Here is a 14,033-nt window from a genome sequence, read left to right on the forward strand (position 1 = left end):
TAAGGAGTGATTAGATGGCGGCAAATCAACGCAGCAGGCAAACAAACTCTGCATCGACTAAAAAGAATATTACAGGCAAAACTTCCGCCGGAAGAAAAACGACTTCCACTAGAAAAAAGACTGCTGGAAGCAGACAGCAGGCATCTCGAAGGAACGCATCTTCTGCTCAGAAGAATCGCAGAACCTCTCGGATGCAGGTACAGGATTACGACGAACCAATCGGTGATGAAATTAAGTTAATTGTCATTCTGGCTGTCTCCATCCTGGTACTTTTGAGCGTATTCGGCATCGGCGGGCGTGTCGGTAACAAAGCGGCCGATATCTTCTTCGGTCTTTTTGGTGTTATGGCCTATGCATTGCCTTTTCTCCTTTTTATCGGCAGTGCCTTTCACATCTCCAATCGCGGCAGCAGCCTTGCACGGCTCAAACTTGGTGCAGCCATTGTATTTTCAATGATGATCATGGCACTTTTTGCATTATCCGATCCTTCTTTTGACGGCAGCATGGCATTGATAGACGGCTATCTGGATTCAGCCGCCTCCAAAAGCGGCGGCGGCATTATCGGATGTACCGTCTGCTGGCTTCTTTTTAACGCATTTGGACGTGTCGGCACGACCGTAATACTGATATGTATCATGCTTATTGCAGCTGTCATCATTACAGGCAAACGGCTTTTTGTCTGCCTTGGACATCTCATCGCATTATCCTGTTCAACATTGGCTGCAAATTTTGCCGCATGGCGGGAAAAGCGAGCGGAAGAACGGCTTTTTCAAGCTGACAGTGCAGAGGATGATGATTCTATTCTGGAAGATGACGAGGATTTTGAAGCCCCGGAAACAGAACCCGACCCAAAACCAACGAGAAAAACGGTTCCCAACATTATCATTCACAAATCAGACTCTGCAAAACCACGTAAAGAACCGCCAGAGAGTTCCGGATCATCTAAAACTCCGGCTCCGGCCGACAGCAATCCTATCCCCACTATACCGTTGACGGAATCATCAGATGTCTCTTCAGCTGCTGCAGCAGCTGAAGAGACAGTAACCGCATCTGACATCCGGCCTTTTACTGACGAACAGTTAAATACCTATGACCACGGTCAGACAGTGAAGCCTCTTCGCATTCAAATTCCTGAATTTATGAAACCAACGGTTTTATCACCGGATGATCTGAATCTGGAAATTGAAGGCCTTCCGGAGGAAATGTCCGAAGAGGAGACCGAACATATTAAACCTGAGCCAATTAAAGCCGAAACAATTGAGCCCGAACCGATACAGACAAATGAACTGTTGTCTGATACATCCGAACAAAATATTGTTGAAGAGATCGATATCTCAAAAATTTTGTCAGAGATTCCGAAGAAATCTTCTGAGGTTTCCGGCAGCAGAACTGCATCTGCAGGTTTTTCAAGAACAACAGAATCAGAAGCAAAGTCTGATCCTGCCGTTTCTGATTCTGATGAACCCCTTGAGATCACAGAAGAGGAGATTGAAAAATATGAATTTCCTCCATTAGATTTACTTGATCAGGGAAGGGGCAGCACCAATCAGCAGACAGCTTCATCTCTAAAACAAACGGCACTGAAGCTTCAGCAGACATTTGAAAGTTTTGGTGTCGGTGTCCAGGTAACCAATGTCAGCTGCGGTCCGGCTGTTACCCGATATGAACTCCAGCCGGACCAGGGTGTGAAGGTCAGCCGTATCGTCAGCCTTTCTGATGATATCAAGCTGAATCTGGCAGTAGCAGATATTCGAATTGAAGCTCCGATCCCAGGCAAGGCAGCTGTAGGTATTGAAGTTCCGAATACCCACAAAGAAATGGTCCATCTGCGTGATCTGCTTGAATCTGACAAATGCAAGCAATCAAAATCCAAACTGGCTTTTGCAGTGGGCAAAGATATCGGAGGGCAGACAGTTGTCGCTGATATTGAGAAGATGCCGCATTTGCTCATCGCAGGTGCAACAGGTTCCGGTAAATCCGTCTGTATCAATACCATCATTATGAGTATCCTGTATCGCGCAGATCCGAATGAGGTTAAGATGATCATGATCGACCCGAAAGTCGTCGAATTGAATGTCTACAACGGGCTTCCGCATCTGTTGATTCCTGTTGTTACCGATCCGAAGAAAGCAGCCGGTTCTCTGAACTGGGCCGTCAACACCATGATGGAACGCTACAACAAATTTGCAGAAATCGGTTCCAAGGATTTGAAGAGCTACAATGCCCGTGTGGAAAATCTTCCATACGAGAGCGAGCAGCATAAAAAAATGCCGCAGATCATCATCATCATCGATGAATTGGCTGATCTGATGATGGTGGCACAATCTGAAGTCGAAGACGCCATCTGTCGTCTGGCTCAGCTTGCCAGAGCTGCCGGTATTCATCTGGTCATTGCTACACAGCGTCCATCCGTCAATGTCATCACCGGCCTGATCAAAGCTAATGTACCATCCCGGATCGCCTTCTCTGTTTCATCGGGTGTTGATTCCAGAACCATTCTCGATATGAATGGTGCCGAAAAACTTCTCGGCAACGGCGATATGCTGTTCTACCCACAGGGAATGCAGAAACCTGTCCGTGTTCAGGGTGCTTTTGTTTCTGAGAGTGAAATTGCCCGTGTGACAGACTTTATCAAAGCTCATCTGACCAGCCAGCCGGTCTACAGCGAAACCATCAAGAAGAGTATTGAGACCGCATCCATCAGCAGTCCTTCCGGTTCATCAGGCAGTGACAAAGATGTCTATTTTGAAGAAGCCGGCCGTTTTATCATTGAAAAAGACAAGGCTTCCATCGGTATGCTCCAGCGGGTCTACAAAATCGGTTTTAACCGTGCCGCACGAATCATGGATCAGCTCTGTGAAGCCGGTGTTGTAGGGCCGGAGATTGGTACCAAACCACGTCAGATCAAGATGACAATGGAAGAATTTGAGACTTACCTCAATAGTAATCAATAATTTTTTGTAACTGTTCAGAGCCAAACAAAATTTCAAAAAACAGGTATAAAATGCTTGCATTTTTAAGACTGTTTTTGAAATTTTATTCGGCGGATACGCCACACCGACGAAATGCGCAGCATTTTGGAGGTTAGCTCTGAACAGTTACAATTTTTTCAACAAAAAACCCTATAAGAAGTATAACTAATAGAATCTATAAGTAATTTTAAATATACTTATTATGAGAATCGTGATACTATCGAGAAAGATACCCTGATAAAAGTCTCATCAGGGATACAAAACTGAATGACATTCACCTTTAATACGCAGGAGGAGTTAGTATGAAAACAGATATTGAAATTGCACAGGAAGCAGTCATGCTCCCGATCAAAGATGTGGCTGCATCTATCGGTGTGGAAGAAGATGACCTTGAATTATACGGCAAATACAAAGCTAAATTTTCAGATGAATATTTAAAGAAAGTTGAATCTAATCCAAACGGTAAACTTGTGCTTGTGACTGCCATCAATCCGACTCCGGCCGGCGAAGGCAAAACAACAACAACTGTCGGTCTCGGTGAAGCATTCGGACAGCTGGGCAAGAAAGCTGTCATTGCTTTAAGAGAGCCATCTCTCGGACCTTGCTTCGGTATCAAAGGCGGTGCTGCAGGCGGCGGCTATGCCCAGGTTGTTCCTATGGAAGATCTGAACCTGCATTTTACAGGTGATTTTCATGCCATCACCTCTGCCAACAACCTTCTGGCAGCTATGATGGATAATCACATCCAGCAGGGCAATGCATTAGATATAGATACACGACAGATCATCTGGAAGAGATGTCTTGATATGAACGATCGTGTTCTCAGAAATGTCGTTGTAGGTCTTGGCAGCAAGATGGATGGATTTGTACGCGAAGATCACTTTGTCATCACGGTTGCCTCAGAGATCATGGCAATCCTCTGTCTGGCAGACGATATGGAAGATCTGAAACAGCGTCTGGCTAAGATCATCGTTGCCTACAACCGTGCCGGTGAACCTGTAACTGCCGGTGACCTGAATGCGGTTGGTGCTATGGCTGCACTTTTAAAAGATGCCCTGAAACCAAACCTGATCCAGACACTGGAACACACACCGGCTATTGTCCACGGCGGTCCTTTTGCCAATATCGCCCACGGCTGCAATAGTGTCCGTGCCACAAAGCTTGCACTGAAGATGGCAGACATCGTTGTCACTGAAGCAGGATTTGGCGCTGACCTTGGTGCTGAAAAGTTCTTCGATATCAAATGCCGTATGGCTGGACTGAAACCGGATGCTGTTGTTCTGGTTGCCACAGTCCGTGCCCTGAAATATAACGGCGGTGTTCCAAAGACTGAGACATCCGAACCAAATCTTGAAGCATTGAAGAAAGGTATTGTCAACCTTGAGAAGCATATCGAGAATCTTCAGAAATACGGCGTTCCGATCGTTGTTACTCTGAATGCTTTCATCACAGACTCTGAAGAAGAAATCAACTTTGTCAAGAATTTCTGTGAAGAAAGAGGCTGTGAATTTGCCCTTTCAGAAGTATGGGAAAAGGGCGGCAAAGGCGGTATTGCCCTGGCTGAGAAAGTACTTGATACCCTTGAGAACAAAGAGAGCCATTTTGAAGTGCTCTATGAGAACAGCCTGTCTCTGAAAGAGAAGATTGAAACCATTGCCAAAGAGATTTACGGCGCAGCAACTGTGACCTATGCACCGGCTGCCGAAAAAGCACTGAAGAAGATTGCCGAGATGGGATTTGGCGATGTACCTGTCTGTATGGCAAAGAATCAGTATTCTTTATCTGATGATCCAAAGCTTCTGGGACGTCCGGAGAATTTCAACGTCAATATTCGTGAAGTTTATGTATCTGCAGGCGCCGGATTTGTCGTTGCCATTACAGGTGCAATTATGACAATGCCTGGTCTTCCGAAGAAACCGGCTGCAGAAGGTATTGATGTTGATGCAGATGGTGTGATCACCGGTTTATTCTAAAGCTGTCCGGTCAGCATACCGGATATTCTTGAAATGAATATCTGAACAATTGCAGGCATTTTAAGAAAGTTGACAGCTTGTATAGTAAATTTTTATGTGATATAGTAAAGGGGATACCTGAAGACAGGTATCCCTTTTTAAAACAAATATGCTGGAGGTTTAGTATAATGGCTTTTTTGATTGACGGGAAGAAAATCTCCTCCCAGATAAAAGATGAATTAAAGAACGAAGTCGCAGAAATGAAAAAAAAAGGCACAGAAGTAACATTGGCAGTGATCCAGGTCGGCAATGATCCTGCTTCCTCTGTCTATGTGGGCAACAAGAAAAAGGCCTGTGCTTATATCGGTATCCGCTCCCTGGCATACGAACTGCCTGAAAGTACAACAGAAATGGAATTATTGACATTGATCGATAAGCTCAACAACAGAAAGGATGTCAATGGTATCCTTGTTCAGCTGCCTGTGCCGGCTCATATCAACGAGAAACACATTATCGAGGCTATTCACCCGTTAAAGGATGTTGACGGCTTCCATCCCCGTAATGTAGGTGCCCTTGTCACAGGTGAAGACGGTTTTGTCTCCTGTACACCGGCCGGCATTATTCAGCTTCTTAAACGCAGCAATATCGATATCGACGGCAAAGAATGTGTTGTTGTGGGCAGAAGCAATATCGTCGGTAAACCGATGGCCATTCTTCTCCTTCGTGAAAATGCAACAGTAACCATCTGTCATTCCCACACAAAGGACTTAAAGGAAGTCTGCAAACGTGCAGATATTCTTGTTGCTGCTATCGGCAAGCCGAAATTCTTCAACCGCGAATATATCAAAGAAGGTGCTGTTGTGATTGATGTAGGTATTCACCGCAATGAACAGAATAAACTCTGCGGAGATGTAGACCGAGATGATGTCATGGATCTTGTCAGCGCTATTACACCGGTACCGGGCGGTGTAGGACCTATGACCATCGCTATGCTGATGTATAATTGTGTAGAGGCAGTACGCCTCCAGAAAACGGAGAGATAATATTTATGAGTAATACAAATACCAATAACCTGACCATCTTTTTTGTGTCCCTGGGCTGTGACAAAAACCTTGTGGATTCCGAAGTCATGCTCGGCATTCTTCGGGAGCACGGTTTTACGCTGGTGGATGACGAGATGGAAGCAGATATCATCGTTGTCAACACATGCAGCTTTATCCATGACGCCAAGGAGGAGAGTATCCAGACTATCCTTGAAATGGCTGAAATGAAGCATAGCTGCAGATGTAAGGCACTGATTGTCACCGGATGTATGGCAGAACGCTACAAAGATGAAATCATGACAGAGATTGAAGAAGTTGATGCCGTGATCGGCACAACCAGCTACCAGCATATCGCTGAGGTTGTAGCTGAAGTTTTAGATGGCCGGAAAGTTGAACAGTTTGACGACCTTCAGGCCCTGCCGGAAGTGGATGTTCAGCGTATCATGACAACTGGTGGATACAGCAGTTATCTGAAGATTGCTGAAGGCTGTGACAAACACTGTACTTACTGCATTATTCCAAAACTTCGCGGTTCTTACCGCAGTCACTCCATGGATTATCTGATCAGGCAGGCCGAATCACTGGCTGCCCAGGGTGTGAAAGAGCTGAATATTGTTGCCCAGGAGACAACGGTTTACGGCACAGACCTTTACAACGGACAGAAACTGCTTCCTGAGCTGCTTAGAAGACTCTGCCGCATCGAAGGCATTTCCTGGATCCGTGTTCTATACTGTTACCCTGAAGAGATCAATGAAGAGCTTATTCAGGTCATCAAAGAAGAACCGAAGATCTGTCATTATCTTGACCTTCCCATCCAGCATGGCAGTGACGCCGTCTTAAAACGAATGGGCAGACGCACCACACAGGCTGAACTTCGAAGTATCATTGGGCGATTAAGAGAAGAAATCCCTGATATTGCCCTGAGAACAACGCTGATTGCCGGTTTCCCGGGTGAAACAGAAGAAGACCATCAGGAAGCTTTACAATTTGTTAAGGATATGCGATTTGATCGTCTCGGTGTATTTACTTACTCAGAAGAAGAAGGTACACCGGCTGCACAGATGCCGGATCAGATCGAGGAATTCGTTAAGGAAGAACGCCGAGATGCATTGATGCTGGCTCAACAGTCAATCGCCTTTGAGAAATCCGAAGAAATGGTTGGAAAGACTGTGGATGTTCTGATTGAAGGCCGACTACCTGAAGAAGATATTTATATCGGACGTACCTACAGAGATGCGCCTGATGTGGATGGCTACGTTTTTGTTCACGCCGAAGAAGATATGATCTCCGGTGATATTGTCAAAGTTGAGATAACAGATGCTAAAGATTACGATCTGGTAGGAGATGTGATATATGAATTTACCGAATAAACTGACCGTTTTAAGGGTCATTCTTGTTCCTTTCTTTGTTTTATTCCTGCTTGGCGCAGACTATATGGGACCATTTTCACCCTATATTGCATTGATCATTTTCATTGTAGCCAGCCTGACAGATATGCTGGACGGTAAGATTGCCCGAAAGTATAATCTGATCACCAATTTCGGCAAGTTTATGGATCCCTTGGCAGATAAACTGCTTGTCTGCTCTGCACTGATCTGTTTCGTAGATATGCATCGTATGCCGACATGGGTTGTTCTTATTATCATTGCCAGAGAATTTATTATCAGCGGCTTCCGTCTTGTTGCTGCTGAAGGTGGTACCGTCATTGCAGCCGGTATATGGGGCAAGTATAAAACCGCCATTACTATGATTACCATCATTTTTATGATCCCAAATTTCGGCGGGCCGACTGTCCACATCATTGAGCAGATTATGATTTACCTCTCCCTGGCACTGACGGTCATCTCCCTTGTTGATTATCTGGTTCACAATAAATCTGTCCTTGCAGGCAAAATGTAACCAAACATCCTGCACAGTGGAAGAGGAGTGATAGCAACTGTGAAAATAGTAAAACAATTTCTTTTAATCATCAGCACATTACTTGTACTGATGCTGGCAGGTTGTTCAGGCAAACTCAGTCATATCGATATCAACACAACGCTGACGGTGGACAAAACCTTCAACGGCAGCCGTGTCATGACAGCCGATATTCCCGCTGCCGCATACAAATACGTCTTTGGCGGCAGTTTGACAACACTGGAAGATGTCATTAATCAATATACCCCCGGGGATATGTACTGTACAGCTTCAGAAAATGAAAACGGCGGCGTTCAGATCCAGATGATCATTGATTTTGCATCCAGAAATGAATACCAGAAGAAGATTGAAACCATCTGCAGCGGCAATACCACTGATTCAGCCATCACGCCGGTCATTAACTTCGATTATTCCCATTCTATTTTAAAGAACGGTTATACCATCGAAGAGAACTTTACATCCATGGATCTGTTCTACTGGCTGGCAGATGCCATTATCAAGGAATATCCGTCTATGGGTGACAAAAATATTCAGGATATTTTCCAGCTTGGCAAAACAGAAGTTGTTTTTGACGGCGAAACCATGCAGATGGATGATTATATCAAAATTTCCACAATCCAATCAAATGCTTTTGACAGTGTCTCCGTTGCTGCACAGTTAGCAGATGATCAGTCCGTCGCTGCAGAGATCACCTATGTTGTCAGCAATAAAGTCGTTGCTGCCCTTGGCACCAAGCTGAAATCACTGATGGATACCCTTGTGCCCGCAGATGCCTCCATGACATACCAGGATGGAAACAACTCCCGGACTTATACCATCAGCTTTGAATCTGCAACATTGCAGAACTATGTAACAAATGTCAACAAAGCACTGCATACAAGTAACACGGTCTTTGAAGTGACCACGGAAGGTGACACCGAATCCCTCTCTGCCAAAAAACTGATCAAGCAGTATTATGACGGCAGTTATTTTCTGGATTTTACAGATGAAAATACAACAATGTCCTATATCCTCAAAGTATCACCGGAATATACTGTTGAAAGCTGCAGCAGTACCTATGGCTATCTGAAGGATGAGGCTTCCTCCTACAGCAGCGATACATGCGAGATCACCATGACTGTTGCCTCAGCGGATGAGGTGACAGCCGTTCTCGGTTTTGCCGTCGATATTGATGAAGTAGATATTACAACATCTGTTCACAGTGACACCAATATTGAACGTACATTTGAGTTCCGTCTGTCATCAGATGCTGTCAACCTGATCGGCAGCAGTATCGAAGATCGTCTGAACACAGCCGCAGAGCAGTGGCCGGATCAGATGAATGTCAATAAGGAAAATATCCTCAACAATACCACCTACAGCATCACCCTTTCAGCAAACTCGGCAGATGAGCTGACTAAAATGACCCGGGCTGTTCTCGGAGAATCCAGTACCTCCGACAACGACAAAAACAACAGCGGAGAATTGACAAACTCTCTATTTAACGGAGGCACCGAGAAGCACAAAAATCCATGGAATATTCATTGTTCCTACGAAGATACACTGAATCTGTCAGGCTTCCTGAAAGGCTCTCAGATCAAAAACGGAATTCACTATCAGTTGGATTACCCAAAGGGCTTTAAAGCTACCTTTACAGAAAACAATACCTTTGAGGACGCTGCAGCTGATGGTGCATCCATCACATGCAGTACTTTTAACAAAGTACTCTCCGTTAAATCCACCGCAGAAAAAGCCAATTTCAACGGTATTCTGATTTTCGGATTATGGATTCTTTCTATTCTTTGCATCCTTGTTATTGCATTGATGAACATTGGAAATATTGCCAGCCTTATATCCAACAAAAAACTGGATATATCCGGTGCAGACCTCTTCAAAGGCAAGCATCTGATCCGTTTAACACTGTTGATTATCGCTATTGTCTGCTTTATCTTTATGACAATCCGACTCATTTTCCGTGTCTATTAATCACCATAATACAAAGCAAAAAGCTGCATCTGCAGACAGTCGATTAAAAAATCGCTGAAACTGCAGATGCAGCTTTAATTTACGCGGGCAACGAGCCAAAGTCCGTGCTTGCACGAGACCTTGGAGACTGCCGCGATAACTTGAGAAACTCGCGGAGCATGTTTCTCATAGTTATATCTGTCGGACATGCTGTCCGTTAGAAACTACTTAAACTTACGATGAATCGCATCGATAATCACATCAACTGTATCATCAATGCCAAATACAGAACTATCCACCATCAGATCATAGCTTTCACGCTCGCCCCAACGATACTCAGAGTAATACTGATAATATGTACGACGGATCTTATCTGTACGAAGAATTTCCTTCTTGGCCTTGTCCTGAGAATCGATCAGATGTCTGTCCATGACACGTTTGATACGATTGCTGAGCGGTGCATAGACAAAGACATTCAATACGTTGTCCTTGTCTTCAAGCACACTATTGGAACAGCGTCCTACAATAACAAAAGACTCCTTCTCAGCAAGTTCACGGATTACATCGCTCTGTGCTCTGTACAGCTGGTCTGCAATTGTTGGTGCATACGGTGAAATGAAAGGGCTTGGTGCCTTCTCATCTGTTGACCCCAACACATCCAGATCCAATCCACTGTGCTTTGCCGCAAGCTCGATCAGATTCTTGTCATAAAATGCAATACCCAGTTTCTTCGCCAGCTTCTCACCAATCTCATGACCGCCGCTGCCGCATTCACGCCCTAATGTAATAATAATCTTCTTATCACTCATATATTTCACCTGACCCCTCTAAGTAGTAGATAACTTTACTTTTGTCACTTCTATTATACCATATATATACCTTCAAATTCAACCAAAACGGTGCTTTAATAAATGAGAAAATATAAAACATAAAAGGCTGCCTGCCATCACAAGTACAAAAATCATGATGGTACAATGCATAAAATAAACATCCGGCAAAATATTGATGATGGGATCCGTAGTCGGATCAAACAGCCAGTAATCATTGTTAAAAACAAGCTGATGAAAAGTCACAAATACATACTCCCAATTCACCGCAACCATGATACCAAGAAACGCCGGCAGCACAATACACAAAATCCCCGCGATCCGAAGCCAGAGCCATTCTTTCTTTCGGACAAATCGGACTGTAACGATCAATGTCAGACCAAATGTGATGATTAATGTCCACCCAAAAAGATCAAATATTTTCTTCACTTCTTCAAAATGGCTCCTTCCAGACTCAGACATTGTACATGTCGGGAATTTCAAAGGCTCATGGTTAAACAATGAATTATAGTCGATCAATGCGTCATAATTCTGACGGATATCTTCTTCATTCCTTCCTGATAATTCCGCAATATGCAAATGCTGGATATCTGCATAATAAAGCGGCCTGAAATTCAATGTTAATGTCACAGAAAAAGAAATAATCAGCAGACAGACAATCATACCGCCGATCAACTGTGCGCAATATGAATAAAAACGATGCATTCACGCACCTCCTCTCGCTATCAGTATACCACATTATCGTATAAAAGTGGAACAGCACCGTCAAAAATACACTTTTCGTATTGTCACCGTTTTATGGATATGTTATAATGCGCAAAGAGATTAGTCTTAATGGGAAGCTTTCCCAGGAGCATTCGACTTGAATGTAGCCCCAATCTATACTTGTCAGCGGGGCAGAAGGAGGAACTATGGAATTATTATACAAAAGCACTCGAAGTGCAGATAAAACTGTAACTGCATCCTATGCAATTTTAAAGGGACTTGCTGAAGACGGAGGCCTTTTTGTACCGACAGCATTTCCAAAACTGGACGTATCCATTGATCAGCTGGCCGTCATGACTTACCAGGAAGTGGCCTATGAAGTTATGAAGCTTTTCCTGACCGATTTTACAGAAGAAGAGTTAAAACACTGTATCAATAGTGCTTATGATCAGAAATTCGATACTGAAGTGATCGCACCTCTTGTCAAAGCAGACGGTGCTTATTACCTTGAACTTTTCCATGGAAAAACCATTGCTTTCAAAGATATGGCTTTATCCATTCTTCCCTATCTGATGACAACTGCTGCCCGTAAGAACAATGTCAAGAACGAAATTGTCATCCTGACAGCAACATCCGGTGATACAGGCAAAGCTGCTCTGACAGGTTTTGCCGATGTTCCGGGAACCAAAATTATTGTTTTCTATCCTAAGGATGGCGTCAGTCCTGTCCAGGAGAAGCAGATGGTCACACAGAAAGGTGACAATACATTTGTTGTCGGTATCCACGGTAATTTCGATGATGCCCAGACAGGTGTAAAGAAGATGTTTGGCTGTGAAGAACTGAACAGGGAACTGAATGCAGCTGGATATCAGTTCTCATCCGCCAACTCCATCAATATCGGTCGTCTTGTTCCTCAGGTTGTGTACTATGTTTATGCCTATGCATCACTGGTTCATAACGGCGAGATCAAGAACGGTGATCCAATCAATGTAGATGTTCCAACCGGCAACTTCGGCAATATCCTTGCTGCTTATTATGCCAGAAACATGGGCGTTCCGATCGCCAAACTGATCTGTGCATCTAACACCAATAAAGTCCTTTACGATTTCTTCGCCACAGGTACCTATGACCGCAACAGAGAATTCCATGTGACAACATCTCCATCCATGGATATCCTGATTTCAAGCAACCTGGAACGTCTGATTTATCAGATTGCCGGTCAGGATGCAGATAAGGATACCCAGCTTATGAAATCATTGTCAGAAACAGGTGTTTACGAGATCACACCTGCTATGCGTGACAATCTCAAAGATTTCTACGGCAATTATGCAACAGAAGAGGAGACAGCCCAGGCTATTCACGAGCTGTACACGAAGACAGGTTATGTGATCGATACACATACAGCCGTCGCTGCATCCGTTTACAAGAAATATGTCGCAGATACAAAAGATACGACGCCGACAGTGATCGCCTCCACTGCAAGCCCATTTAAATTTGCCCGCAGTGTCATGACAGCCATCAAGGGTGATGTGAGCCGGTATTCTGAATTCGAACTGGTAGATCAGCTGGTCGCTACATCCGGCGGCAAAGAACCTTCAGCTGTTACTGAGATCCGTACAGCGCCAATCCGTCATACAACCGTATGTGATAAGACAGAGATGGAAGCTACAGTTAAGAAATTTCTTGGTATCCACTAAATAAATACTCCTAATAAAAAGAACTTCTAAATGAATTGATGATTTCCTTTAGAAGTTCTTTTAGATTTTATGGTTCAAAGCCCTCAAATATCATCGCATCAACCTTGCCTTTAAATCGATCATAAGTGGGTTTTCCCGGGATTGTCCAGACCACTGTCATAATCCGGAACAATTTTCTGTTATAGATCACTGCTGGATTTTTCAGATCAAGATATTTGTATGCAATAAAATCCGGATGCGTAAAAAAATTAGTCATCAGATTAGACATTAGAAATAAAACGATATCACAGTGCGGGTTTTCCTTGAAGAAGTTGCAGGAAAGCTGTCCTCGGACCACCTGTGGCTGATGGCGTTTAAACCACTGCAAAACAAATGGATGAAAAGATTCGATACAGTAGCTGCCTTTGTATCCGGATAGCAGCTGCCATACAAGGGGACAGAGAAGATTCTGATTGCTGCCATCCACCTTCAGTTCAATAATCAGCGGTACTTTGCCATCCACCAGTGCCAGCACGTCTTTAAAAAGAGGAATGCCTTCCCCCGTCCCCAAAAGGCGGAGCTGCTGCAGATACGAATACAAAAATCCCGAAATCTTTTTGTTGATTCCACACATTCTCGTCAATGTGTCATCATGAAAAACAACCAGCTGGTTATCCGCTGTCAAATGAACATCCAATTCAATACCATATCCTTTATCAACAGCTCTTTGAAAAGCTGCCATGGAATTCTCCGGAATACCGTGTTCATTGTCATGAAGGCCGCGATGCGCATAATCCCATCCTGTGAGATGCTGCCATTTCTCCCTCTTATGAAACCCCGGAGCACTTGTAAACAAATAAAATCCTGTGATGATACTGCCAATATATGCCATGGTTCGTGCTATTTTTTTTAACATCATTATTTACCTCTTTTCTTACCGTCTCTATTATAACGTCATCTCCTTTTATTTGACAATAGGCATTGACGTGAATTTCCT

The 14,033-nt window shown here is 44.0% G+C and carries 10 protein-coding genes; 7 read left to right on the forward strand and 3 right to left on the reverse strand.

Annotated elements, in window-relative coordinates:
• Window positions 1–14 precede the first annotated feature (14 nt).
• From HED67_RS10135 to HED67_RS10160, 6 genes are all read left to right on the forward strand, one after another.
• Window positions 15–2,954 (forward strand): DNA translocase FtsK, encoded by a 2,940-nt coding sequence (locus tag HED67_RS10135; protein ID WP_221718226.1) that lies wholly within the window; start codon window positions 15–17, stop codon window positions 2,952–2,954.
• A gap of 320 nt (window positions 2,955–3,274) precedes the next feature.
• Window positions 3,275–4,945 (forward strand): formate--tetrahydrofolate ligase, encoded by a 1,671-nt coding sequence (locus HED67_RS10140; protein WP_221718227.1) that lies wholly within the window; start codon window positions 3,275–3,277, stop codon window positions 4,943–4,945.
• Window positions 4,946–5,112: 167 nt separating this feature from the next.
• Entirely contained in the window at window positions 5,113–5,967 is an 855-nt protein-coding gene (gene folD / locus HED67_RS10145) for a bifunctional methylenetetrahydrofolate dehydrogenase/methenyltetrahydrofolate cyclohydrolase FolD (RefSeq protein ID WP_221718228.1), read from the forward strand.
• A gap of 29 nt (window positions 5,968–5,996) precedes the next feature.
• Complete coding sequence (gene rimO / locus HED67_RS10150) at window positions 5,997–7,337, forward strand: 30S ribosomal protein S12 methylthiotransferase RimO (protein ID WP_221718274.1); 1,341 nt, start codon at window positions 5,997–5,999, stop codon at window positions 7,335–7,337.
• Entirely contained in the window at window positions 7,321–7,866 is a 546-nt protein-coding gene (pgsA, locus tag HED67_RS10155) for a CDP-diacylglycerol--glycerol-3-phosphate 3-phosphatidyltransferase (protein ID WP_178438029.1), read from the forward strand. The genes rimO and pgsA overlap by 17 nt, the downstream gene beginning before the upstream one ends.
• 39 nt (window positions 7,867–7,905) lie before the next feature.
• Window positions 7,906–9,849: a hypothetical protein gene (locus HED67_RS10160; RefSeq protein ID WP_221718229.1), complete on the forward strand. Its 1,944-nt coding sequence runs from the start codon at window positions 7,906–7,908 to the stop codon at window positions 9,847–9,849.
• 203 nt (window positions 9,850–10,052) lie between these two features.
• Here the strand turns inward: HED67_RS10160 and HED67_RS10165 are convergent, their stop codons facing one another.
• Both HED67_RS10165 and HED67_RS10170 read right to left on the reverse strand, forming a co-directional pair.
• Window positions 10,053–10,637 (reverse strand): cytidylate kinase-like family protein, encoded by a 585-nt coding sequence (locus tag HED67_RS10165; RefSeq protein ID WP_178438024.1) that lies wholly within the window; start codon window positions 10,635–10,637, stop codon window positions 10,053–10,055.
• A 78-nt stretch (window positions 10,638–10,715) separates the two neighbouring features.
• Complete coding sequence (locus HED67_RS10170; RefSeq protein WP_221718230.1) at window positions 10,716–11,360, reverse strand: TIGR01906 family membrane protein; 645 nt, start codon at window positions 11,358–11,360, stop codon at window positions 10,716–10,718.
• A 206-nt stretch (window positions 11,361–11,566) separates the two neighbouring features.
• Here HED67_RS10170 and thrC point away from each other — a divergent pair, with 206 nt between their 5' ends.
• On the forward strand, window positions 11,567–13,057 hold the full coding sequence (gene thrC / locus HED67_RS10175; protein ID WP_221718231.1) for a threonine synthase: 1,491 nt from the start codon (window positions 11,567–11,569) through the stop codon (window positions 13,055–13,057).
• A gap of 67 nt (window positions 13,058–13,124) precedes the next feature.
• Here thrC and HED67_RS10180 read toward each other — a convergent pair whose 3' ends face one another.
• Window positions 13,125–13,955, reverse strand: a complete 831-nt coding sequence (locus HED67_RS10180; protein ID WP_178438017.1) for a glycerophosphodiester phosphodiesterase — start codon at window positions 13,953–13,955, stop codon at window positions 13,125–13,127.
• Between the last annotated feature and the right edge of the window lie 78 nt (window positions 13,956–14,033).

The sequence above is a fragment of the Pseudocoprococcus catus genome (assembly GCF_019734885.1).
In the GTDB taxonomy this organism is placed as follows: domain Bacteria; phylum Bacillota; class Clostridia; order Lachnospirales; family Lachnospiraceae; genus Coprococcus_A; species Coprococcus_A catus.

Bases quoted from the DNA above. Each gene is read 5' to 3' on its own strand.
- HED67_RS10170 (WP_221718230.1), bottom strand. From the start codon at position 11,360: ATGCATCGTTTTTATTCATATTGCGCACAGTTGATCGGCGGTATGATT.
- HED67_RS10165 (WP_178438024.1), bottom strand. From the start codon at position 10,637: ATGAGTGATAAGAAGATTATTATTACATTAGGGCGTGAATGCGGCAGC.
- pgsA (WP_178438029.1), top strand. From the start codon at position 7,321: ATGAATTTACCGAATAAACTGACCGTTTTAAGGGTCATTCTTGTTCCT.
- thrC (WP_221718231.1), top strand. From the start codon at position 11,567: ATGGAATTATTATACAAAAGCACTCGAAGTGCAGATAAAACTGTAACT.
- folD (WP_221718228.1), top strand. From the start codon at position 5,113: ATGGCTTTTTTGATTGACGGGAAGAAAATCTCCTCCCAGATAAAAGAT.
- HED67_RS10140 (WP_221718227.1), top strand. From the start codon at position 3,275: ATGAAAACAGATATTGAAATTGCACAGGAAGCAGTCATGCTCCCGATC.
- HED67_RS10180 (WP_178438017.1), bottom strand. From the start codon at position 13,955: ATGATGTTAAAAAAAATAGCACGAACCATGGCATATATTGGCAGTATC.
- HED67_RS10135 (WP_221718226.1), top strand. From the start codon at position 15: ATGGCGGCAAATCAACGCAGCAGGCAAACAAACTCTGCATCGACTAAA.